We start from the raw sequence: 22,173 nt of genomic DNA on the forward strand, positions 1-22,173 counted from the left end.
CGCCTTATTTGCCGCCGAGCGTTACAAACAGGGTCAGGAGCCCCAGCATGCCGATGATCATGGCGAACGCGTAGTGATAGATGTAACCGGATTGGAGGAAGCGGATCACGCCCGCGAACCAGCCGATGAACCGCGCGCTGCCGTTGACGAGGCCGTCGATCACCACGACGTCACCTTCCTTCCACAGGCCGCGGCCGATCGCCACCGAACCACGGGCGAACACCACTTCGTTGATCTTGTCCATGTAGTACTTGTTGTCCAGCAGCGTGTAGATCGGGCCGAACGCGCGGCGGATCGACGCCGGCAGTTCCGGACGCTTCAGGTACAGGAACCACGCGACAACGACACCGGCGAGCGCGAGCCAGACCGGCAGGCCCGACACCGAGTGCAGGCCCATGCCCACCCAGCCGTGGAACTCCTCGGCCATCTCGGCCAGGGCCGGATGGTTTTCGCCGATGAAGATCACCTTGTCGAATGCAACGCCGTGCTGGAAGAAGTCGCCGAACAGCATCGGGCTGATCGCGATCGCGCCGATGATGACCGACGGGATCGCCAGCAGGACCAGCGGCACCCACACGACCCACGGGGTCTCGTGCGGTTCGTGCGCGTGGTCGTCATGACCGTGGCCATGGCCGTGGTCGTCGTGGCCGTGCGCAGCCGCCATGCCCATCGGCGATTCCGGATGCTTCGGCTTGCGGAAGCGCTCTTCGCCGTGGAACACCAGGAAGTACATGCGGAACGAGTACAGCGCCGTGACGAACACGCTCGCGACGACCGCGAAGTACGCGAAACCCGAACCCGGCAGGTGCGACAGCTTCACCGCGTCGATGATCGAGTCCTTCGAGTAGAAGCCCGAGAAGAACGGCGTACCGATCAGCGCGAGCGAACCGACGAGCGACGTGATCCACGTGATCGGCATGTACTTGCGCAGGCCGCCCATGTTGCGCATGTCCTGGTCGTGGTGCATGCCCATGATGACCGAGCCTGCGCCGAGGAACAGCAGCGCCTTGAAGAACGCGTGCGTCATCAGGTGGAACACGGCGACCGGGTAAGCGGACACGCCGAGCGCGACGGTCATGTAGCCGAGCTGCGACAGCGTCGAGTACGCGACCACGCGCTTGATGTCGTTCTGGACGATGCCGAGGAAGCCCATGAAGAGCGCCGTGATCGCGCCGATCACCGTGATGAACGACAGCGCGGTATCCGACAGCTCGAACAGCGGCGACATGCGCGACACCATGAAGATGCCGGCGGTCACCATCGTCGCCGCGTGAATCAGCGCGGAGATCGGGGTCGGGCCTTCCATCGAGTCCGGCAGCCACACGTGCAGCGGGAACTGTGCCGACTTGCCCATCGCGCCGATGAACAGGCAGATACAGGCGACGGTCAGCAGGCCCCAGTCGGTGCCCGGGAAGTGCAGGCTCGCGAGTTCGGCGCGCTTCGCGAACACTTCGCCGTAGTTCATCGAGCCGGCGAATGCGAGCAGCAGGCCGATGCCGAGCAGGAAGCCGAAGTCGCCCACGCGGTTCACGAGGAACGCCTTCATGTTCGCGTAGATCGCGCTCTCACGCGTGAAGTAGAAGCCGATCAGCAGGTACGACACCAGACCCACCGCTTCCCAGCCGAAGAACAGCTGCAGGAAGTTGTTGCTCATCACGAGCATCAGCATCGAGAACGTGAACAGCGAGATGTACGAGAAGAAGCGCTGGTAGCCGTCTTCTTCCGCCATGTAGCCGATCGTGTACACGTGCACCATCAGCGAGACGAAGGTCACGACGACCATCATCATCGCGGTCAGCGAATCGACGAGGAAGCCGACTTCGAGCTTCAGCGAGCCGACGTTCATCCATTCATAGACGGTCGCGTTGAAGCTTGCGCCGCCCATCACGTCGAAGAAGACTTTCGCCGACAGGAGGAACGCGATCATTACGCCGAGGATCGTGATCCGGTGTGCGCCCTTGCGCCCGACTGCGTTCCCGAACAGCCCCGCAATCAGCGAGCCGGCCAGCGGAGCGAGCGGAATCGCCAGCAGCAGGTTTTCATTGAGTGTCGTTGACATAACAGCGTTGCCTGAAATTAACCTTTGAGCTGATCGAGATCCTCGACATTGATCGTGTCGAGCTTACGGAACAGGGTCACCAGAATCGCAAGACCGATCGCGGCTTCCGCTGCGGCGACGGTCAGCACGAAGAACACGAAGATCTGGCCGTGCACGTCGCCGAGGTAATGCGAAAACGCGACGAAGTTGGTGTTCACCGCCAGCAGCATCAGTTCGATCGACATCAGGATGATGATGACGTTGCGGCGGTTCAGGAAAATCCCGACGATCGCGATCGCAAAGAGGATCGCGCCGAGCACGAGGTAATGAGCAAGAGTCAGCATGTTTTCTTTTCCTCCGCTTAGCCGTTGGTGCCCGAACCGGCTTCGCTCTGCGCCGTTTCCGGCTGCGGCTTTTCCGCGTCCATCTTCACGAGGCGCACGCGATCGTTGCGGCGCACCTTGACCTGATCCGACACGCGCTGGCGCTTGCTGTCCTTGCCCTTGCGCTCGGTCAGCCCGATCGCGGCAATGATCGCGACCAGCAGCACGAGGCCGGCGATTTCAAACGCGAAGATGTAGTCGGTGTAGATCACCTTGCCGATCAGGCGCGTGTTCGACCAGTTGGCCATCTCGCCCGTCGCCATCGCGTGCACCGTCTGCGTGTCGCCGTAGCCGCGCCACAGGATCAGCGCGGTTTCGATCACGATGATCGCGCCGACCACGGTCGCCATCGGGACGAAGCGCTTGAAGTCGCGGCGCAGGTAGTCGATGTTGATGTCGAGCATCATCACGACGAACAGGAACAGCACCATCACCGCGCCCACGTAGACCAGCACCAGCAGGATCGCGAGGAACTCCGCTTCCAGCAGCATCCAGATCGCGGCGGCGTTGAAGAACGCCAGCACAAGGAAAAGCGCAGACGCCACCGGGTTGCGCGAAGTGATCACCTTCAGCCCTGATACCACCAGGAGCAGCGCGAAGATGTAGAACAGTACGGTCGTGAATTCCATGATTACCGGTTCATCGTTAGGCCATAGTCAGGCGCGGCTTGCGGGACGCTCTCGCGTGCCGCACCCGTCGCGGCGGCTCGGCCCTGGCTTCGGGCCGGCACTGCAAACACAATCAACGATACGGCGCGTCGGCGGCCTTCGCCGCGGCGATGTCCTTCTCGTAGCGATCGCCCACCGCGAGCAGCATTTCCTTCGTGAAATACAGGTCGCCGCGCTTTTCGCCGTGGTACTCGAGAATCTGCGTCTCGACGATCGAATCGACCGGGCAGCTCTCTTCGCAGAAACCGCAGAAGATGCACTTCGTCAGGTCGATGTCGTAGCGCGTCGTGCGGCGCGTATTGTCCGCGCGCGTTTCCGATTCGATCGTGATCGCCATCGCGGGGCACACGGCCTCGCACAGCTTGCACGCGATGCAGCGCTCTTCGCCGTTTTCGTAGCGGCGCAGTGCGTGCAGCCCGCGGAAACGCGGCGAAATCGGCGTCTTTTCTTCCGGGAACTGCACGGTGACCTTGCGCTTGAACGTGTAACGGCCGGTCAGCGCGAGCCCCTGCAGCAGCTCGGTCAGGAAGAAGGTCTTAAAGAAGTGTTGGATTGCGCTCATGATTTCGTCCGATTACTTCACCCAGATGTTGAGCGGCGACATCATCCAGAAGCCGACCACGACCACCCAGACCACCGTGACGGGCAGGAACACCTTCCAGCCCAAGCGCATGATCTGGTCGTAACGGAAACGCGGGAACGTCGCGCGAACCCAGATGAACACCGACAGCAGCGCGAATATCTTCAGCACCAGCCAGAAGATGCCCGGAATGAAGGACAGGAATTCGAACGGTGCATCCCAGCCGCCGAGGAACAGCGTCGCGGTCAGCGCCGAGATCACGATCATGTTGATGTACTCGGCGAGGAAGAACAGCGCGAACGCCATACCCGAGTAATCGATCATGTGACCGGCAACGATTTCCGACTCCCCTTCCACCACGTCGAACGGGTGGCGGTTCGTTTCGGCGATGCCCGAGATGAAGTACACGACGAACGCCGGCAGCAGTGGCAGCCAGTTCCACGACAGGAAGTTCACGCCGTGGCCCGCGAAGAAGCCGTGCTGCTGCGAACCGACGATTTCCGACAGGTTCAGGCTGCCGGCCGTCATCAGCACCAGCACCAGCGCGAAGCCCATCGAGATTTCGTACGACACCATCTGTGCCGCGGCACGCATCGCGCCGAGGAACGCGTACTTCGAGTTCGATGCCCAGCCGGCGAGAATCACCGCGTACACGCCGATCGACGAGATCGCCATCGCGTACAGCAGGCCCGCGTTCACGTTCGCGAGAACCGCTTCGGCCTGGAACGGGATCACGGCCCACACGGCGAACGCCGGCACGACGGTCATCACCGGTGCGATCAGGTACAGCCAGCGGCTGGCGGCGCTCGGCTGAATGACTTCCTTCAGCAGCAGCTTCAGCACGTCGGCGATCGGCTGCAGCAAGCCGCCGGGGCCGACGCGGTTCGGGCCGAGACGCACGTGCATCCAGCCGATCAGCTTGCGTTCCCACAGAATCAGGTACGCGACGCACAGCAGGATGACGACGGAGACGACGAGGATGCGCACGATTGCCCACACCGTCGGCCATGCGAAGCCGAGAAGCTGGGACCCGCCCGCGTTGATCGTATCGAACAAGCTCATTTACGCCTTCTCCACCACCAGTTCACCGGACAGGCTGCCGAGCGCTGCGCCGGCAGGCGTCGCCGCCGACACGCGAACGACGGTCTCTGCAAGATTCGCGTCGCGCACGGCCGGCAACTGCACCGCACGCTCGCCCTGGCGCACGCGCACCGCGTCGCCTTCCTTCAAGCCCAGCTTGTCGAACAGCGCGGCCGGCAGCGCCGCGGCATTCGCCGCCTTCGCGGCGGCCGTCAGGTGCAGCGCACCTGCGCGGCGCACGAGTGCGTCGGCGTGATAGATCGGCACATCGGCCAGGCGCTCGAAGCCGCCGTTCGCGGCATTCGCCGCGACGCGCACCGGCGCGACCGACGTCTGGTTCGACAGGCGGCTCGCGACGCCGGCATCGCCGAGCGCGGCGAGACGCACTTCTTCCGCGGTCTCGTATTCGAAGTTCGGCAGGCCGAGCAGGCTGCCGAGCACGCGCAGCACCTTCCAGCCCGGACGCGTGTCGCCGAGCGGGCGCACGACGCCGTTGAAGCTCTGCACGGTGCCTTCCGCATTCACGTACGTACCGGCCGTTTCCGTGAACGGCGCAACCGGCAGCAGTACGTCGGCGTAGTCGAGGCTGTGCTTGAACGGCGACATCACGACGACCATCTCGGCCTGGTTCAGCGCGGCAAGCGCCTGCGCCGGATCGGCGGTGTCGAATTCCGGCTCGACGTTCAGCAGCACGTAACCCTTGCGCGGCTGCTCGAACGCTTCGCGCGCGTTCAGGCCGCCTTCGCCGGGCAGTGCGCCGACGACGTGCGCGCCGACCGTGTTCGCTGCTTCCGTCAGGAAGCCGAACGTGGCGCCGGTGTTGTCGGCGATCCACTTGGCAACGGCGTGCAGCTTCGCGAATTCCGGATGGCGGACCGCGACGTTGCCGAGCAGCACCGCGCGGCGTTCGCCGTTCGCGAGCGACTGGGCGACAGCCTGCGCGGCCGGCGATGCCGTGACGCCCGCGAGCGTGTCGGGCAGTGCGACGCCGCGCAGTTGCGCGACGGCCGCTGCGATGCCGGCCAGCTGGTCGAGCCATGCCGACGGTGCGGCAACGATGCGCTGCGCGGTCGGGATCAGGGCGTCGTCACCGGTCGCGTGCAGGAAATGCAGCTTCGCGCCGTTCTTCGCGGCCTGACGCAGGCGGGCGGCGAACAGCGGGTGGTCGCGGCGCAGGAACGAACCGACGACGAACGCGGCGTCCACGTTCGACAGGTCGGCGATCGGCATGCCGAGCCACGGTGCGCCCTGAACCGGCGCCGAGAAATCCTGCTGACGCAGACGGAAGTCGACGTTCGGCGTCTTCAGTTCGTTGGCGAGCTGCTTCACGAGGAACAGCTCTTCGGCCGTGCTGTGCGCGCTCGCGAGCATCGCCAGCGCGTTCGCGCCGTGATCCGCGGCGATGCCCTTCAGGCCCTTCGCGACGTATTCGAGTGCGGTCTGCCAGTCGGTCTCGATCCACTGGCCGCCCTGCTTCAGCATCGGCTTCGTCAGGCGCTCTTCGCTGTTGAGGCCTTCATACGAGAAGCGATCCTTGTCCGAGATCCAGCATTCGTTGATGGCTTCGTTCTCGAACGGCAGCACGCGCATCACGCGATTGTTCTTCACCTGCACGACGAGGTTCGCGCCGACGGAATCGTGCGGGCTCACCGACTTGCGGCGCGACAGTTCCCACGTACGGGCGCTGTAGCGGAACGGCTTGCTGGTCAGCGCGCCGACCGGGCACAGGTCGATCATGTTGCCCGACATTTCGGAATCGACCGTCTTGCCGACGAACGTCGTGATTTCCGAGTGCTCGCCGCGGCCCAGCATGCCGAACTCCATCACGCCGGCGATTTCCTGGCCGAAGCGGACGCAGCGCGTGCAGTGGATGCAACGCGACATTTCTTCCATCGAGATCAGCGGGCCCACGTTCTTGTGGAACACCACGCGCTTCTCTTCCGCGTAACGCGACGACGACTTGCCGTAACCGACCGCCAGATCCTGCAGCTGGCATTCGCCGCCCTGATCGCAGATCGGGCAGTCGAGCGGGTGGTTGATGAGGAGGAATTCCATCACCGACTGCTGCGCCTTCACGGCCTTGTCGGATTGCGTATGGACGATCATGCCGGCCGACACGGGGGTCGCGCAGGCAGGCACGGCCTTCGGCATCTTCTCGACTTCGACGAGACACATCCGGCAGTTGGCCGCAACCGACAGTTTCTTGTGATAGCAGAAGTGAGGAATGTACTTGTCCGCCTTGTGCGCAGCCTGGATCACCATGCTGCCTTCGGGCACCTCGACCTTCTTGCCGTCTATTTCAAGTTCAACCATGATGGTGAATGGTCCTTAACCTATTTCCGCCCGTTCGCGCCTTCGCCCGACCGTGCGCTCAAATTCCGCAACCGGGTTCGCTTCAGGCTGCCGCCGCGTGCGCGTGGCCGCCGACCATGCAGTGCTTGTGCTCGACGTGGTACGCGAATTCGTCCCAGTAGTGCTTGAGCATCCCGCGTACCGGCATCGCCGCCGCATCGCCGAGCGCACAGATCGTGCGGCCCATGATGTTCTCGGCCACCGAGTTCAGCAGGTCCAGATCTTCCTGGCGGCCTTCGCCGTGCTCGATACGGTTCACGACGCGATACAGCCAGCCGGTGCCTTCACGGCACGGCGTGCACTGGCCGCACGATTCCTCGTAGTAGAAGTACGACAGGCGCAGCAGCGAGCGCACCATGCAGCGCGTCTCGTCCATCACGATCACCGCGCCGGAACCGAGCATCGAGCCCGCCTTCGCGATCGAATCGTAGTCGAGATCCGTCTGCATCATGATGTCGCCCGGGATCACCGGCGCCGACGAACCGCCCGGAATCACGGCCTTGATCTTCTTGCCGCCGCGCATCCCGCCGGCGAGCTCCATCAGCGTCGCGAACGGCGTGCCGAGCGGCACTTCGTAGTTGCCCGGACGCTCGACGTCGCCCGACACCGAGAAAATCTTCGTGCCGCCGTTGTTCGGCTTGCCGATCTCGAGGTAATTCTGCGGCCCGATGGACAGCAGGAACGGCACCGCGGCGAACGTCTCGGTGTTGTTGATCGTGGTGGGCTTGCCGTACACGCCGAAGCTCGCCGGGAACGGCGGCTTGAAGCGCGGCTGGCCCTTCTTGCCTTCGAGCGACTCGAGCAGTGCCGTTTCCTCGCCGCAGATGTACGCGCCGTAACCGTGGTGCGCGTGCAGCTGGAACGAGAATTCCGAGCCCATGATGTTGTCGCCGAGGAACCCCGCGGCGCGCGCTTCATCGAGCGCGGCTTCGAAGCGTCGATACACTTCGAAGATTTCGCCGTGGATGTAGTTGTAGCCGACGGTGATGCCCATCGCGTACGCGCCGATGGCCATGCCTTCGATCAGCGCGTGCGGGTTCCAGCGCAGGATGTCGCGATCCTTGAACGTGCCCGGCTCGCCTTCGTCCGAGTTGCAGACGAGGTACTTCTGCCCCGGGAACTGGCGCGGCATGAAGCTCCACTTCAGGCCGGTCGGGAAGCCCGCACCGCCACGGCCACGCAGGCCCGACGCCTTCACGTCGGCGATCACCTGCTCGGGCGGAATCTTTTCTTCGAGAATGCGGCGCAGCTGCTTGTAGCCGCCGCGCGCGACGTAATCTTCGAGATGCCAGTTCTCGCCGTTCAGACCAGCGAGGATCAGCGGTTTGATGTGACGGTCGTGGAGGGACGTCATTTCGAGAGCTCCTCAAGCAGCTGGTCGATCTTCTCGCGGCTCATGAAGCTGCACATTCTGTGATTGTTCACCAGCAGCACCGGCGCATCGCCGCACGAGCCCATGCATTCGCCTTCCTTCAGCGTGAACTTGCCGTCGGGCGTGGTCTCGCCGAAGCCGATGCCCAGCTTCTGTTTCAGGTAGTCGGCAGTCGCTTCCGCGCCACCGTCCGGGCCGAGCTGGCACGGCAGGTTCGTGCAGAGCGTGATCTTGTGCTTGCCGACCGGGTTGAGCTCGTACATCGTGTAGAACGTCGCGACTTCCTGCACGGCAACGGCCGGCATGCCGAGATAGTCCGCGACGAACTGCATCAGTTCGGGCGACAGCCAGCCGTGCTCTTCTTGAGCCACGGCCAACGCCGACATCACGGCGGACTGTTTCTGATCGGCGGGATACTTCGTCAACGCTCGATCGATTTCCTTCAGGCCTTCAGCTGAGATCATTTTCAGACACGACTCTTTCAATTCCTACCGAACGAACAACCTGCCGCACACTGGGGTGCATGGACGGCAGACCTGGCGCTCACTCTGTTGACAGCTTGCGAAGCCGCGCCGGTTCAGCGCGCATCGCGTGTGACTTGCTGCTCGCCGCCCGCTCGCGCGGGCGGCGCTAACCATTAGCGATCGATTTCGCCGAACACGATGTCCTGCGTACCGATGATCGTGACGGCGTCGGCGATCATGTGACCGCGTGCCATTTCGTCGAGCGACGCCAGGTGCGCGAAACCCGGTGCGCGAATCTTGAGGCGATACGGCTTGTTGGCACCATCCGACACGAGGTAGATGCCGAACTCACCCTTCGGATGCTCGACCGCCGCGTACGCTTCGCCTTCCGGCACATGGAAACCTTCGGTGAAGAGCTTGAAGTGGTGAATCAAGTCTTCCATGTTGGTCTTCATGCCGACGCGCGACGGCGGTGCAACCTTGTGATTGTCCGTCATCACGGGGCCCGGATTCTTGCGGAGCCACTCAATACACTGTTTCGCGATGCGGATCGACTGGCGCATTTCTTCGACGCGCACCAGATAGCGGTCGTAGCAATCGCCGTTCACGCCGACCGGCACGTCGAAATCCATGCGATCGTACACTTCGTACGGCTGCTTCTTGCGCAGATCCCAGGCGATGCCCGAGCCGCGCAGCATCGGGCCCGTCAGGCCCATCTGCAGCGCACGCTCCGGGCTGACCACGCCGATCCCGACCAGACGCTGTTTCCAGATCCGGTTGTCGGTGAGCAGCGTTTCGTATTCGTCGACGCACTTCGGGAAGCGCGTGAAGAAATCGTCGATGAAGTCGAGCACCGAGCCGCTGCGCGCTTCGTTCATCTTCGCGAGCGCCTTCTCGTTGCGAATCTTCGACGCCTTGTATTGCGGCATTGCGTCAGGCAGATCGCGATAGACGCCGCCCGGACGGTAGTACGCCGCGTGCATCCGGGCGCCGGACACCGCTTCGTACACGTCCATCAGGTCTTCCCGCTCGCGGAACGCGTACAGGAACACGGCCATCGCGCCGACGTCGAGCGCGTGCGCGCCGATCCACATCAGGTGGTTCAGCACGCGCGTGATTTCGTCGAACAGCACGCGGATGTACTGCGCGCGCTCCGGCACGTCGATGCCGAGCAGCTTTTCGATCGCGAGCACGTAGCCGTGCTCGTTGACCATCATCGACACGTAGTCGAGACGGTCCATGTACGGCACGGACTGGATGAACGTCTTGGATTCCGCGAGCTTTTCCGTCGCGCGGTGCAGCAGGCCGATGTGCGGATCGGCACGCTGGATGACTTCGCCGTCGAGCTCGAGCACGAGGCGCAGCACGCCGTGCGCTGCCGGGTGCTGCGGGCCGAAGTTGAGCGTGTAGTTCTTGATTTCTGCCATGACGCCCCCTTAATGTTTCAGACCGCCATAGCGATCCTCGCGGATCACGCGCGGCGTGATTTCGCGCGGCTCGATCGTCACCGGCTGGTACACGACCCGCTTTTCTTCCGGGTCGTAACGCATTTCGACATAGCCCGACACCGGGAAGTCCTTGCGGAACGGGTGGCCGATGAAGCCGTAGTCGGTGAGGATGCGGCGCAGGTCGGGGTGGCCTTCGAACACGATGCCGTACAGGTCGAACGCTTCGCGCTCGTACCAGTTCGCGGAGGTCCAGATGTCGACCAGCGATGCCACGATCGGCAGGTCGTCGTCCGGTGCGAATGCACGCAGGCGCAGGCGCCAGTTGTTCGTGACCGACAGCAGGTGCGACACGGCCGCGAAACGCGGGCCGTCGTAGGCGCCGTCGCCGAAGGTCTGGTAGTCGACGCCGCACAGGTCGATCAGTTGCTCGAAACGGAGCTTCGGATCGTCGCGCAGCATCTTTGCGACTTCGAGGTAATCGCTCGCCTTCACGACGAGCGTCAGTTCACCGATCGCTTCGGTGAGGCTCACCACGCGCGCGCCGAGCGCGGCTTCGAGGTTTGCCTTGAGGGTCTCGATTTTGCTTGCCATATTGAGGGGACGCTCGGGGCTTTATTGACGGGCGATGGTATTGGTGCGGCGGATCTTCGCCTGAAGCTGGATCACGCCGTAGACCAGCGCCTCGGCCGTGGGCGGACAGCCCGGCACGTAGACGTCGACCGGCACGATCCGGTCGCAGCCGCGGACCACCGAGTACGAGTAGTGGTAGTAGCCACCGCCGTTCGCGCACGATCCCATCGAGATCACCCAGCGCGGCTCGGCCATCTGGTCGTACACGCGGCGCAGCGCGGGCGCCATCTTGTTGCAGAGCGTGCCGGCGACGATCATCACGTCCGACTGGCGCGGGCTCGGGCGGAACACGACGCCGAACCGGTCCAGGTCGTAACGGGCCGCGCCCGCATGCATCATTTCGACGGCGCAACACGCGAGCCCGAACGTCATCGGCCACAGCGAGCCGGTACGCGTCCAGTTGATCAGCTTGTCAGCCGTCGTGGTGACAAACCCTTCCTTCAAGACCCCTTCGATACTCATTTGCTTTCCACTCCAGACGAGCGACCGAGCGTGGCCGCCCATGCAAACCGGCGATTAACCCATCACTCCCAGTCGAGGCCGCCTTTCTTCCAGATATAGGCAAAGCCCAGCAGGAATTCGAGCAGAAAAATCATCATTGCGATGAAACCCGGCCAGCCGATATCCCGGAGCGCGACGCCCCACGGAAACAGGAATGCGGTTTCGAGATCGAAGATGATGAACAGGATGGCGACGAGGTAGTACCGGACGTCGAATTTCATCCGGGCGTCTTCAAAGGCTTCGAAGCCGCACTCGTACGGTGCGTTCTTCTCGACGTCCGGCTTGTTGGGACCAAGGAGCTTGCCGATGCTGACCAGCGCTATACCTAAACCAGTGCCCACGAGGAGGAACAACAAGACGGGGTAATAGGCTGCGAGGTTCAAGGCAATCCTCTATCGGTTGGTTCTGAGCGTCCGGAGAATACCACTTCCGGCGGAAGGAATCATTTCGGAGTGCAGGCGATCGCAAGACAACCGCAAGCACACCCCAGAAATGAAAAATGCCAGCCACTAGAAGCGGCTGGCATTGAGTAACTTTGGTGCCGACGGCGAGACTCGAACTCGCACAGCTTTCGCCACTACCCCCTCAAGATAGCGTGTCTACCAATTTCACCACGTCGGCACTGCATGCAACCGGGGTTGTAACTACTTGTTTCCCGCGAATCGCTTCAAGAATTAAATTCTAACCCGACTTCGAGATTTGTTCAACGCACAATCGCAAAAAATTTAACTTTTTATTTCGGGACGTCCTGGCCCGGCGCGCTTGCAGCCGAACCTGCTGCAGCGGACGCCGCGACGGCCGGCGCCGATGCTGCAGGCGCCGATGCCGGTGCGGTCGCGACCCCACCCAGCACGCCCGCCGACGGCGTCGACTTGTACGAACCGAGGTACGTCAGCGCGAGCGTCGCGACGAAGAAGATCGTCGCGAGAATGCCCGTCGTACGCGACAGGAAGTTCGCCGAGCCCGTTGCACCAAACAGGCTGCCCGATGCGCCGCTGCCGAACGCAGCGCCCATGTCGGCACCCTTGCCGTGCTGCAACAGCACGAGACCAATCACACCAAGTGCAGACAGCACCTGCACCACAATAATCAGCGTCTTGAATAACAGCATCACACCCACCCGAATGGATCAGGCGACCGGACCGACCGGCCGCCGTCATGGTTCAATTCGATCTCGGACCGCTCAGCGCGCGGCCCGGCAGATCGCCAGGAAATCTTCCGCCTTCAGCGACGCGCCGCCGATCAGGCCACCGTCGATGTCCGGCTGCGCAAACAGCTCTTCCGCGTTGTCCGGCTTCACGCTGCCGCCGTACAGCACGGACACGTCCGCCGCACCCTTTGCCGCGAGACGCGCACGCAGGAACGCGTGCACGTCCTGCGCCTGCGCCGACGTCGCGCTCTTGCCCGTGCCGATCGCCCAGACCGGCTCGTACGCGACGACGATGCGCGCGGCCTCGTCGGCCGTCAGCACGGCCAGCACTGCGTCGAGCTGCGCACCGACCACCTGCTCGGTCGCGCCCGACTCACGCTCGTCGAGCGTCTCGCCGACGCACACGACCGGCGTGAGCCCCGCCGCGAGCGCGCGCTGCGTCTTCGCCGCGACCGTCTCGTTGCGTTCGCCGTGATACGCGCGGCGCTCCGAGTGACCGACGATCGCATAGCGTGCGCCGAACTCCGCGACCATGGCTGCCGCCACTTCACCGGTGAACGCGCCCTGCTCGTGCGCCGACACGTCCTGCGCCCCCCAGGCGACACGGCCGCCGTCGAGCTGCGCCTGAACCTGCGCGAGATACGGGAACGGCACGCACACGCCGACCGACGTCTCGGCCGCCACCGCGCCCGCGCCCTGCACCACTTCGTTCAGCAATGCCTGGTTGCCGGCCAGCCGGCCGTGCATCTTCCAGTTGCCGATCACACGCTTAGTTCTCTGTTTCGACATCGTGTCTGTCTCGTCACCGCTTGGTCATTAACGCGCCGGAACCGGCCGTCAGGTTTGATCTGGCGAAGCAAACCGGCGATTTTACTGCGCGCGGCTTGAACCGGTCAAACCGCGCATGTCAAGCCCGGCCGCATGGGCCGTCAGGCGTTCGTACCCCAATCGAGCACGATCTTGCCGGTATGCTCGCTGCTTTCCATCAGCGCATGCGCCTGCGCGGCGTCCGCCGCCGGCAACACGCGATAGATCACCGGCTTGATGCGGCCGTCGGCAAGCAGCGGCCACACGCGCGCCTTCAATTGCGCGGCGATCTGCGCCTTGAATTCGACCGGACGCGGGCGCAGCGTCGAACCCGTGATGGTCAGCCGGCGACGCAGGATCTCGCCCAGGTTGACGTCGGCCTTCGCGCCGCCGAGCAGCGCGATCAGCACGAGGCGGCCGCCATCCGCGAGCGCGGACAGTTCGCGCGGCACGTACGAGCCCGCGACCATGTCGAGGATCACGTCGACGCCGCGATCGTGCGTCAGCGACTTCACGACCTCGACGAAGTCTTCCGTCTTGTAGTTGATCGCACGCTCCGCGCCGAGCGCCTCGCACGCACGGCACTTGTCGGCAGTACCGGCCGTCGCGAACACGCGAAAGCCGAGCGCATGCGCGATCTGGATCGCCGTCACGCCGATGCCGCTCGAGCCGCCCTGCACGAGCAGCGTTTCCTGCTCGCCGCCCTCGCCCGCGCCGAGCTGCGCGCGGTCGAACACGTTGCTCCACACCGTGAAAAACGTCTCGGGCAGCGATGCGGCCTCGATATCGGTGAGCCCGTCGGGCACCGGCAGGCATTGCAGCAGCGGCGCGACCGCATATTCCGCATAGCCGCCGCCCGCGAGCAGTGCACACACGCGATCGCCGAGCTTCAGGCCGAACGGGTTCTGAGCGGCGTCGGACAGGTCGCCGCCGACGATCTCGCCCGCGACCTCGAGGCCCGGCAGATCCGACGCACCCGGCGGCGGCGCATACGCCCCCTTGCGCTGGAACACGTCGGGCCGGTTCACGCCGGAAGCCGCCACCTTGATCAGCACTTCGCCGCGCTTCGGTTCGGGGCGCGGACGCTCCGCAAGCTTCAGCACGTCGGGGGCGCCGAACTCGGTGATTTCGATGGCTTTCATGGTGAGGGTCGCTCCAGGATCAGGATCGGAATCGGATGGCGCACCCGCACGCGGCACGGGGCGCCTTGCCGGCGCTGCTGCGCCGCACAACGATGCTACAGAAAAAACGGCCGGCACGCTTTCGCACTGCCGGCCGTTGATCCGCCTATCCGCTTACTGCTGCGGCGGCGTGTCCGACTGCGACGCTGCCGCTGCTTCGTTCAGCAGCGCCTTCGCCGACAAACGCACGCGACCCTTTTCGTCCGTCTGGATGACCTTGACCTTCACTTGCTGGCCTTCCTTCAGGTAGTCGTTGATGTCCTTCACACGCTCGTTGACGATTTCCGAGATGTGCAGCAGGCCATCCTTGCCCGGCAGCAGGTTCACGATCGCGCCGAAATCGAGCAGCTTCAGAACCGTGCCTTCGTACACCTGACCAACTTCGATCTCGGCCGTGATCTGCTCGATGCGCTTCTTCGCTTCGGCCATGCCGTCGCTGTTCGTGCTCGCGATCGTCACGACGCCGTCGTCGGAGATGTCGATGGTCGTGCCGGTTTCTTCCGTCAACGCGCGGATCACCGAACCGCCCTTGCCGATCACGTCGCGGATCTTTTCCGGGTTGATCTTGATCGTGATCATGCGCGGCGCGAATTCCGACAGTTGCGTGTTCGCACCCGAAACCGCCGACGTCATCTTGCCGAGGATGTGCATGCGGCCTTCCTTCGCCTGCGCGAGCGCGACCTGCATGATTTCCTTCGTGATGCCCTGGATCTTGATGTCCATCTGCAGCGCCGTCACGCCTTGTTCCGTGCCGGCCACCTTGAAGTCCATGTCGCCGAGGTGGTCTTCGTCGCCGAGGATGTCGGTCAGCACCGCGAACTTGTTGCCTTCGAGGATCAGGCCCATCGCGATACCCGCGACGTGTGCCTTCATCGGCACGCCGGCGTCCATCAGCGCGAGGCAGCCGCCGCACACCGACGCCATCGACGACGAACCGTTCGATTCGGTGATTTCCGACACGACGCGGATCGAGTAGCCGAATTCGTCGGCGCTCGGCAGGCACTTGACCAGTGCGCGCTTCGCGAGGCGGCCGTGGCCGATTTCGCGGCGCTTCGGCGAGCCGACGCGGCCCGTTTCGCCGGTCGCGAACGGGGGCATGTTGTAGTGGAGCATGAAGCGCTCGCGGTACTCGCCTTCGAGCGCGTCGATGATCTGCTCGTCACCCTTCGTGCCGAGCGTCGCGACGACCAGCGCCTGCGTCTCGCCGCGCGTGAACAGCGCCGAGCCGTGGGTACGCGGCAGCACACCGGTGCGGATTTCGATCGGGCGCACGGTGCGCGTGTCGCGGCCGTCGATGCGCGGCTCGCCGTTCAGGATCTGCGAACGGACGATCTTCGCCTCGATGTCGAACAGCACGTTGCCGACCGTTGCCTTGTCGGCTGCGACCGTACCGGCTGCCAGCGCATCTTCCTCGAGCTTCGCCGAGGTTGCTGCGTAGACTTCCTTCAGCTTGGTCGAGCGTGCCTGCTTGTCGCGGAGCTGGTAAGCAGCGAGCAGGTCGTTCTGTGCCAGCTCGGTCACGCGAGCGATCAGCGCTTCGTTCTTCGGCGCCGGCTGCCAGTCCCACTCGGGCTTGCCGCCTTCGCGAACCAGTTCGTGGATCGCGTCGATCGCGACCTGCATTTGCTCGTGGCCGAACACCACGGCGCCCAGCATCACTTCTTCCGACAGCTGATCGGCTTCCGATTCGACCATCAGCACGGCACGCTCCGTACCTGCGACGACGAGGTCGAGGCTCGACGCCTTGATCTGGTCACGCGTCGGGTTCAGCACGTATGCGTTGTCGATGTACGCCACGCGCGCGGCACCGACCGGGCCGTTGAACGGCAGGCCCGACACGGCGAGCGCAGCCGATGCGCCGATCAGCGCGGGGATGTCCGCCGGGATTTCCGGGTTCACGGACAGCACGTGGATCACGACCTGGACTTCGTTGTAGAAGCCTTCCGGGAACAGCGGGCGCAGCGGACGGTCGATCAGGCGCGACGTCAGCGTCTCGTGCTCCGACGGACGGCCTTCGCGACGGAAGAAGCCGCCCGGGATCTTGCCGGCCGAGTAGGTCTTCTCGAGGTAGTCGACGGTCAGCGGGAAGAAATCCTGACCCGGCTTCGCCGACTTCGCGCCGACGACGGTTGCCAGCACGACGGTGTCTTCGACGTCGACGATCACGGCGCCGCTTGCCTGGCGAGCGACTTCACCGGTTTCGAGGCGCACCTTGTGCTGGCCCCACTGGAATTCCTTCACGACCTTGTTGAACATGGACATGGTTGCTCCTTTGAATTCATGCATTTCATTCGCCGCGCCGGCCATCCCGCGCGGCGGCGTCCCGACCGAATCACCCGGAGCAAGGTGTGTTTTTTATGCCATTCCAGCGCGGCGCTCATGCAGCGACGCGCTGGAATGACACAAATCCTGCCCCGGTATCAGTCGTTGCGGCAGCCCGGCACAACCGTGCCGGACAGCCTGCGGTGCGTGTGACGCTACGCACCGCGCAAAAACAAAATGCCTGTATCAGCGGACTGACACAGGCATCTTGCTGGCGGCAATCGCCTCGATTACTTACGCAGACCCAGCTTCTCGATCAGTGCGCGGTAACGGTCGGCATCCTTGCCCTTGAGGTAGTCGAGCAGCTTGCGGCGGCGGCTCACCATGCGCAGCAGGCCGCGGCGGCTGTGGTGATCCTTCGCGTGGGTCTTGAAGTGACCCGTCAGTTCGACGATACGTGCGGTCAGCAGTGCGACCTGGACTTCGGGGCTCCCCGTGTCGTTGGTACCGCGGGCGAACTGAGCAACAACTTCCGACTTCTTGATATCTGCAACAGACATGTGATTTCCTTTCTAACTGAACAGGCGGACACGGAAGAATGGCCGTGCCGTGACTTACAACCGGCGCGCATTGTAGCACAACTCCGCGCCGTTCTTACCGCCTCCTGTCACGGGCGCGTCATCGAACAGGCGGACGGCATCTCCGTGCGCGGCGCCGGCACCGCGAGCACCGTGCGGAAGCCGTAGCCCGAACCCTCGTTGTCGAAGCGCACACCCGGCGTGCCGACCTTGTCCATCTCCATCACGTAAAGGGGCTGGATCAGCTGGTGATCCTGCGCGCGCATCTTCGACGCGTGGAAGCCGTCGTCGAACGACAGGCCTTCGAGCGCGCGTGCGACCGCGACGGGGTCGGCGGAACCCGCGCGGTTCATCGCGGCGGCCAGCATCTCGATCATCAGGCTCATCCGTCGCACCGGGTAGTCGTCCTGGGCGGCCGGAAAACGGCTCCGGAACGCGCGGTAGAACGCATCCGATTTCGCGCCGCCCGCGTTCGGATGCCAGTCCGCCACGGCCACGACCCGCCCGACACCGGCATCGCCGAGCGCCGCCGGCGCACCGAGGCTGTTGCCGTAGAAGGTATAGAACTTCGCATTCAGCCCCTGCTCGCGCGCCGCCTTCACGAGCAGCGTGAGGTCGTTGCCCCAGTTGCCGGTCACGACGGCGTCGGCGCCGCTCGCGCGGATCTTCGCGATGTACGGCGAGAAATCCTTGATCCGGCCGATCGGGTGGAATTCGTCGCCGGCGATCGTCACGTCCGGGCGCCGCGCGACCAGCGCCTGCCGGGCGAGCGCGCTGACGTCGCGGCCGAAGCTGTAGTCCTGGTTCAGCAGGTAGACCTTGTGGAGCGCGCGGTCGCGCGCCATCACGTCCGCGAGCGCGGCCATCCGCATGCCCGCGTGAGCATCGAAACGGAAATGCCAGAAACTGCAGCGTGCGCCGGTCAGCGCCGGATCGTCGGCCGAATAGTTGAGGAACAGCATCCGGTTGTCCGGATCGCGCGCGTTCAGCTTGTCGAGCGCCGCGACGAGCGCGGCGGCGACGGCCGAACTGTTGCCCTGCGTGACGAACCCGATATGGCGATCCGCGGCCGCGCGCAACTGCACGAGCGCCTCCTCGGGGCTCCCTTTGCTGTCGAGCACCACGAGTTCGAGCGGATGCGCGCCATCGCGCAGCTTCACGCCGCCCGCCGCGTTGACCTGCTCGACGCCGAAGCGCAGGTTGCGCTCGACCGCCGCGCCCGCATTCGCGAACGGGCCCGACATCCCTTCGATCAGCGCGATCCGCACCGGCTCGCCGCCAGCAAACGCCGACGACACCAGCATCCATCCCGCGCTCAACGCGAGCGCACACCGCTTCCACCCCTGCATCGGCCACCTGCCCTTCAATCTGCCCGAGAAGCGCGGATCATAGGCCGGCGCCCCCGCCGCCCGCAAGCGCGACGCGCCCGGCGATCCGCACCGATTTTTTCCACGCGATGCGCCGTCGCACGCCGTCCGTGATAAAACGGGACTTGTTTCCGTGTTCTGGAGAATCCCCATGCGCATTCGCATTTCCGCGCGCCTGCCGGTGCTGGTCGCCAGCGCCGCCGCGCTGCTGGCCGGTTGCGCGCAACCGTGGCAGCAATACCAGGCCGGCCAGGACGAGTCGGCGATCGTCGCACGCATGGGCCCGCCGCGCGAAATCTACGACCTGCCCGGCGGCGGCAAGCGCCTGATGTGGCCGACCCAGCCGATGGGCGAAATCACCATCGCGGCCGACGTTGACGCGGCCCACAAGATCGTCAACGTGCGCCAGGTCCTGCAGCCGAACGAGTTCTATCGCGCGGAGATCGGCAAGTGGACGAAGACCGACGTCCTCGTGAACTTCGGACGCCCCGTCGAGACGTCCTACTTCCCGCTGATGAAGCGCGAGGTGTGGACTTACCGGTATCTCGAGGACAACGTCTGGTACATGATGTACAGCTTCTACTTCGATCCGCAGGGCATCCTGCGCATCACGCAGAAAACGCCCGACCCGCTGCACGACCCCGACCGCCGCAACCTGTTCTGACCGATTACGCATTTACGCGCAATATTCAGCATGGCCATTCACGAATCATTGCGTGAATGGCCATTTCCTTTTTTCCGCTTCCCGATTAATTCGGAAAATGCGACGGAAATCTTTTCCGATCGATGACATTCCGATGGCACCTCGCTGACATCCCCGTCATACGGGCCTTTGCGCGGAAACAGGCATGCGCGGTGCATGTCATGCGGCGAATTGGTGCATGCAATGCACTACGCCAAATCAATTTGAAACAAATTGTTTCATCACCCCCGAAGTGCTAGGGCATACCCCTAATATCAGTCGAAAAACAACCTTTCAATTTAGAAAGAATGCCATTGCGACATTTTTGCCGATATTCGTTTGCCTTTATCACAAAGGAGTCCTCATGAATCGCCCCAAGAGCATGCTGGTTGCCAACATCGCCTGGGCCCGCGAGACGCGTGAATACACGCCCGGCTTCTTCGACGCGCTCGCGCGCGGCCAGAATCCGCGCGTGCTGTGGATCGGCTGCGCCGACAGCCGCGTGCCGGCCGAGACCATCACGCACTGCGCGCCCGGCGAGTTGTTCGTCCATCGCAACATCGCGAACCTGTTTCATCCCGACGACGACAATTCCGCCAGCGTCCTCGAGTACGCGGTGCGCGTGCTGCAGGTCGACCACGTGATCGTGTGCGGGCACTACGGATGCGGCGGCGTACGCGCGTCGCTGCTGCCGCCGCCGTCCGACCTGCCGCACGTCGCGCGCCGCATCGCGCCGCTCTGCGCGCTCGCGCGGCGCCATCGCGACACGCTGGACGGGCTTGACGACGCGGCCGCCGCCGACCGCCTCGCCGAACTCAACGTGCTCGAACAGGTGAGGCTGCTGCGCGCGTCCCCGATCGTGCAGGGCCGCGAACGGCCGCCGCTCGTGCACGGCTGGATCTTTTCGCTCGCCGACGGCCGCCTGCAGGAACTCGATTCCGGCTACACCACGCCGCCCGCCGACGTCGAACCCGTGCAGGCCGCGACGGCCGGCGCGCTCGGCTGACCTACCCCGCCCCCAAGCCAATGAAATCGCCCCAACCATGAAACTGAACGAGCGCCTGTCCACCCTGCCGCGCGACGTTGTCGCCGGCGTCGTCGTTTTCCTCGTCGCGCTGCCGCTGTGTCTCGGCATCGCCAATGCATCCGGCGTCGAACCGTTCGCCGGGCTCGTGTCCGGGATCGTCGGCGGCATCGTCGTCGCGCTGCTGAGCGGCTCGTCGCTGTCCGTCAGCGGGCCGGCCGCCGGCCTCGTCGTGATCGTCGTCGAAGGCATCGCGCAACTCGGCAGCTTCTCCGCGTTCCTGCTCGCGGTGCTGCTGTCCGGCGTCCTGCAGTTCGGGTTCGGCATGCTGCGCGCCGGCCGCTTCGCCGCCTACGTGCCGTCGCCCGTCATCAAGGGCATGCTCGCCGCGATCGGCCTGCTGCTGATCGTGAAGCAGATTCCGTTTGCCTTCGGTATCGGCGGGTCAGCCGCGCAATCGTTTGCGAATTGGCCGGGCCTGCCGGTCGCGTGGGCCGCGACGGCCATCGCGCTCGCCTCGCTCGCGCTGCTGGTCGCGTGGGACACGCCCGCGCTGCGCCGCTTTGCGCTGGTGCGCGCGGTGCCGGCCCCGCTTGCAGTGGTCGTGCTGGGGATCGGCGCCACGCTCGTGCTGAGCGTCGTCGCGCCGTCAGTTGCGCCGGGCGCCGCCCATCGCGTGACGCTGCCCGAACTCGGATCGTTCGCGGCCTTCGCGGCGTCGCTCAAGCATGCGGAGCTCGGCCCGAACTTCGCGCAGTTGGTCAACCCGGACGTATGGCGCGTCGCGATCACGCTCGCGGTCGTCGCGAGCCTCGAGACGCTGCTGAGCCTCGAAGCGGTCGAGCAGATCGACCCGAAGCGCCGGCCGACCCAGCCTGACCGCGAGCTCAAGGCCCAGGGCGTCGGCAATCTCGTCGCGGGCGCGGTCGGCGGGCTGCCGATCACGTCGGTGATCGTGCGCAGCTCGGTGAACGTCAATGCGGGCGCGCAAAGCCGGATGTCGGCGATCGTGCACGGGATGCTGCTGCTCGCGAGCGTGTTCGCGCTCACCGGCCTGATCAACCTGATCCCGCTCGCGAGCCTGGCCGCGATCCTGATCCACACCGGCTTCAAGCTCGCGAAACCGGCGCTGTTCCGCTCGGTGCTGAAACAGGGGCCGGCCGCGTTCGTGCCGTTCGCCGCGACGATCGCCGGCGTGCTCGCGGTCGACCTGCTGTTCGGCATCGCGCTCGGCCTCGCCTGCAGCGTGCTGGCGGTCGCCGTCGCGAACCTGAAGAGTCCCGTCACGCTCGCGCAGCACGACGACCACTTCCTGCTGTCGTTCCGCAAGGACGTGTCGTTTCTCGGCAAGGTGCAGGTCAAGCATCACCTGCGGCACATTCCCGACCGCGCCGCGGTGATCATCGACGCGACGCGCGCCGACTACATCGATCACGACGTGCTCGAACTGCTCGACGCGTTCGTCGCCGATGCGCCGCGACGCGGGATCGCGGTCGAGTTCCGGCGGCGCAGCCCGGCGCCGCGCACGGCCGCGCGCCGCTGGCTGTTCCGTGCGCCGGCTGCCGAATGAGCGGCGCATGAAAAAACGCCCCGGCGGCACAGGGCC

At 64.6% G+C, this 22,173-nt stretch carries 21 protein-coding genes and 1 tRNA gene; 3 read left to right on the forward strand and 19 right to left on the reverse strand.

From position 1 onward, the window contains the following. Positions 1-4: 4 nt before the first annotated feature. The 19 genes from nuoL to CFB45_RS12965 form a co-directional block, all read right to left on the reverse strand. Positions 5-2,059 carry an NADH-quinone oxidoreductase subunit L gene (gene nuoL / locus CFB45_RS12870; RefSeq protein WP_039370608.1) on the reverse strand — a complete coding sequence of 685 codons (2,055 nt, stop codon included), beginning with the start codon at positions 2,057-2,059 and terminating at the stop codon, positions 5-7. A 17-nt stretch (positions 2,060-2,076) separates the two neighbouring features. After that, positions 2,077-2,382, reverse strand: a complete 306-nt coding sequence (nuoK, locus tag CFB45_RS12875; protein ID WP_006478272.1) for an NADH-quinone oxidoreductase subunit NuoK — start codon at positions 2,380-2,382, stop codon at positions 2,077-2,079. A gap of 17 nt (positions 2,383-2,399) precedes the next feature. Beyond that, positions 2,400-3,050, reverse strand: a complete 651-nt coding sequence (locus CFB45_RS12880; protein ID WP_089425978.1) for an NADH-quinone oxidoreductase subunit J — start codon at positions 3,048-3,050, stop codon at positions 2,400-2,402. 112 nt (positions 3,051-3,162) lie between these two features. After that, a complete protein-coding gene (gene nuoI, locus CFB45_RS12885) occupies positions 3,163-3,651 on the reverse strand; it encodes an NADH-quinone oxidoreductase subunit NuoI (RefSeq protein ID WP_011352695.1) in 489 nt (162 codons plus the stop codon). A gap of 12 nt (positions 3,652-3,663) precedes the next feature. Next, positions 3,664-4,731: an NADH-quinone oxidoreductase subunit NuoH gene (gene nuoH, locus CFB45_RS12890; RefSeq protein WP_011352696.1), complete on the reverse strand. Its 1,068-nt coding sequence runs from the start codon at positions 4,729-4,731 to the stop codon at positions 3,664-3,666. Next, a complete protein-coding gene (nuoG, locus tag CFB45_RS12895) occupies positions 4,732-7,062 on the reverse strand; it encodes an NADH-quinone oxidoreductase subunit NuoG (protein WP_089425979.1) in 2,331 nt (776 codons plus the stop codon). It abuts the gene before it with no gap. 82 nt (positions 7,063-7,144) lie between these two features. Continuing rightward, positions 7,145-8,455, reverse strand: a complete 1,311-nt coding sequence (nuoF, locus tag CFB45_RS12900) for an NADH-quinone oxidoreductase subunit NuoF (protein ID WP_006478267.1) — start codon at positions 8,453-8,455, stop codon at positions 7,145-7,147. Next, positions 8,452-8,937, reverse strand: coding sequence for an NADH-quinone oxidoreductase subunit NuoE (nuoE, locus tag CFB45_RS12905; RefSeq protein WP_006750460.1), 486 nt, complete (start codon positions 8,935-8,937; stop codon positions 8,452-8,454). Before nuoE ends, nuoF begins: the two co-directional genes overlap by 4 nt. A gap of 173 nt (positions 8,938-9,110) precedes the next feature. Then, the gene (locus CFB45_RS12910) at positions 9,111-10,364 is read right to left on the reverse strand and encodes an NADH-quinone oxidoreductase subunit D (RefSeq protein ID WP_034184888.1); all 1,254 of its coding nucleotides are present in this window, start codon (positions 10,362-10,364) and stop codon (positions 9,111-9,113) included. A gap of 9 nt (positions 10,365-10,373) precedes the next feature. Further along, positions 10,374-10,976, reverse strand: a complete 603-nt coding sequence (locus CFB45_RS12915) for an NADH-quinone oxidoreductase subunit C (protein ID WP_043188849.1) — start codon at positions 10,974-10,976, stop codon at positions 10,374-10,376. Between the two features lie 21 nt (positions 10,977-10,997). Then, a complete protein-coding gene (locus CFB45_RS12920; protein WP_006398799.1) occupies positions 10,998-11,477 on the reverse strand; it encodes a NuoB/complex I 20 kDa subunit family protein in 480 nt (159 codons plus the stop codon). A 62-nt stretch (positions 11,478-11,539) separates the two neighbouring features. Continuing rightward, positions 11,540-11,899, reverse strand: a complete 360-nt coding sequence (locus tag CFB45_RS12925; RefSeq protein ID WP_006398798.1) for an NADH-quinone oxidoreductase subunit A — start codon at positions 11,897-11,899, stop codon at positions 11,540-11,542. Between the two features lie 153 nt (positions 11,900-12,052). Further along, positions 12,053-12,137, reverse strand: a tRNA-Leu gene (locus tag CFB45_RS12930). A 112-nt stretch (positions 12,138-12,249) separates the two neighbouring features. Further along, entirely contained in the window at positions 12,250-12,627 is a 378-nt protein-coding gene (gene secG, locus CFB45_RS12935; protein WP_011352700.1) for a preprotein translocase subunit SecG, read from the reverse strand. A 72-nt stretch (positions 12,628-12,699) separates the two neighbouring features. Further along, positions 12,700-13,455, reverse strand: a complete 756-nt coding sequence (tpiA, locus tag CFB45_RS12940; protein ID WP_034184885.1) for a triose-phosphate isomerase — start codon at positions 13,453-13,455, stop codon at positions 12,700-12,702. A gap of 140 nt (positions 13,456-13,595) precedes the next feature. After that, positions 13,596-14,615, reverse strand: coding sequence for an NAD(P)H-quinone oxidoreductase (locus CFB45_RS12945; protein ID WP_089425980.1), 1,020 nt, complete (start codon positions 14,613-14,615; stop codon positions 13,596-13,598). Between the two features lie 153 nt (positions 14,616-14,768). After that, on the reverse strand, positions 14,769-16,916 hold the full coding sequence (gene pnp / locus CFB45_RS12950; protein WP_069249336.1) for a polyribonucleotide nucleotidyltransferase: 2,148 nt from the start codon (positions 16,914-16,916) through the stop codon (positions 14,769-14,771). Positions 16,917-17,206: 290 nt separating this feature from the next. Next, the gene (gene rpsO, locus CFB45_RS12960) at positions 17,207-17,476 is read right to left on the reverse strand and encodes a 30S ribosomal protein S15 (protein ID WP_006398792.1); all 270 of its coding nucleotides are present in this window, start codon (positions 17,474-17,476) and stop codon (positions 17,207-17,209) included. Between the two features lie 107 nt (positions 17,477-17,583). Continuing rightward, complete coding sequence (locus tag CFB45_RS12965; protein WP_089425981.1) at positions 17,584-18,843, reverse strand: branched-chain amino acid ABC transporter substrate-binding protein; 1,260 nt, start codon at positions 18,841-18,843, stop codon at positions 17,584-17,586. A 169-nt stretch (positions 18,844-19,012) separates the two neighbouring features. On the opposite strand from CFB45_RS12965, the gene CFB45_RS12970 reads away from it, so the two are divergent. From CFB45_RS12970 to CFB45_RS12980, 3 genes are all read left to right on the forward strand, one after another. Next, on the forward strand, positions 19,013-19,525 hold the full coding sequence (locus CFB45_RS12970) for a hypothetical protein (RefSeq protein ID WP_069248473.1): 513 nt from the start codon (positions 19,013-19,015) through the stop codon (positions 19,523-19,525). A 382-nt stretch (positions 19,526-19,907) separates the two neighbouring features. Then, entirely contained in the window at positions 19,908-20,549 is a 642-nt protein-coding gene (locus CFB45_RS12975) for a carbonic anhydrase (protein WP_089425982.1), read from the forward strand. Between the two features lie 37 nt (positions 20,550-20,586). Then, on the forward strand, positions 20,587-22,137 hold the full coding sequence (locus CFB45_RS12980; protein WP_089425983.1) for a SulP family inorganic anion transporter: 1,551 nt from the start codon (positions 20,587-20,589) through the stop codon (positions 22,135-22,137). Positions 22,138-22,173: the final 36 nt, after the last annotated feature.

The organism is Burkholderia sp. HI2500 (genome assembly GCF_002223055.1).
GTDB lineage: Bacteria > Pseudomonadota > Gammaproteobacteria > Burkholderiales > Burkholderiaceae > Burkholderia.

What these genes read in the sequence shown, in the direction of transcription:
- nuoK (WP_006478272.1), bottom strand. Translation starts at nt 2,382, where the DNA reads ATGCTGACTCTTGCTCATTACCTCGTGCTCGGCGCGATCCTCTTTGCG.
- nuoH (WP_011352696.1), bottom strand. Translation starts at nt 4,731, where the DNA reads ATGAGCTTGTTCGATACGATCAACGCGGGCGGGTCCCAGCTTCTCGGC.
- CFB45_RS12980 (WP_089425983.1), top strand. Translation starts at nt 20,587, where the DNA reads ATGAAACTGAACGAGCGCCTGTCCACCCTGCCGCGCGACGTTGTCGCC.
- CFB45_RS12920 (WP_006398799.1), bottom strand. Translation starts at nt 11,477, where the DNA reads ATGAGTATCGAAGGGGTCTTGAAGGAAGGGTTTGTCACCACGACGGCT.
- nuoG (WP_089425979.1), bottom strand. Translation starts at nt 7,062, where the DNA reads ATGGTTGAACTTGAAATAGACGGCAAGAAGGTCGAGGTGCCCGAAGGC.
- CFB45_RS12945 (WP_089425980.1), bottom strand. Translation starts at nt 14,615, where the DNA reads ATGAAAGCCATCGAAATCACCGAGTTCGGCGCCCCCGACGTGCTGAAG.
- secG (WP_011352700.1), bottom strand. Translation starts at nt 12,627, where the DNA reads ATGCTGTTATTCAAGACGCTGATTATTGTGGTGCAGGTGCTGTCTGCA.
- CFB45_RS12915 (WP_043188849.1), bottom strand. Translation starts at nt 10,976, where the DNA reads ATGGCAAGCAAAATCGAGACCCTCAAGGCAAACCTCGAAGCCGCGCTC.
- CFB45_RS12975 (WP_089425982.1), top strand. Translation starts at nt 19,908, where the DNA reads ATGAATCGCCCCAAGAGCATGCTGGTTGCCAACATCGCCTGGGCCCGC.
- CFB45_RS12970 (WP_069248473.1), top strand. Translation starts at nt 19,013, where the DNA reads ATGCGCATTCGCATTTCCGCGCGCCTGCCGGTGCTGGTCGCCAGCGCC.
- nuoL (WP_039370608.1), bottom strand. Translation starts at nt 2,059, where the DNA reads ATGTCAACGACACTCAATGAAAACCTGCTGCTGGCGATTCCGCTCGCT.
- nuoE (WP_006750460.1), bottom strand. Translation starts at nt 8,937, where the DNA reads ATGATCTCAGCTGAAGGCCTGAAGGAAATCGATCGAGCGTTGACGAAG.
- CFB45_RS12880 (WP_089425978.1), bottom strand. Translation starts at nt 3,050, where the DNA reads ATGGAATTCACGACCGTACTGTTCTACATCTTCGCGCTGCTCCTGGTG.
- nuoF (WP_006478267.1), bottom strand. Translation starts at nt 8,455, where the DNA reads ATGACGTCCCTCCACGACCGTCACATCAAACCGCTGATCCTCGCTGGT.
- rpsO (WP_006398792.1), bottom strand. Translation starts at nt 17,476, where the DNA reads ATGTCTGTTGCAGATATCAAGAAGTCGGAAGTTGTTGCTCAGTTCGCC.
- pnp (WP_069249336.1), bottom strand. Translation starts at nt 16,916, where the DNA reads ATGTCCATGTTCAACAAGGTCGTGAAGGAATTCCAGTGGGGCCAGCAC.
- CFB45_RS12965 (WP_089425981.1), bottom strand. Translation starts at nt 18,843, where the DNA reads ATGCAGGGGTGGAAGCGGTGTGCGCTCGCGTTGAGCGCGGGATGGATG.
- CFB45_RS12910 (WP_034184888.1), bottom strand. Translation starts at nt 10,364, where the DNA reads ATGGCAGAAATCAAGAACTACACGCTCAACTTCGGCCCGCAGCACCCG.
- tpiA (WP_034184885.1), bottom strand. Translation starts at nt 13,455, where the DNA reads ATGTCGAAACAGAGAACTAAGCGTGTGATCGGCAACTGGAAGATGCAC.
- nuoI (WP_011352695.1), bottom strand. Translation starts at nt 3,651, where the DNA reads ATGAGCGCAATCCAACACTTCTTTAAGACCTTCTTCCTGACCGAGCTG.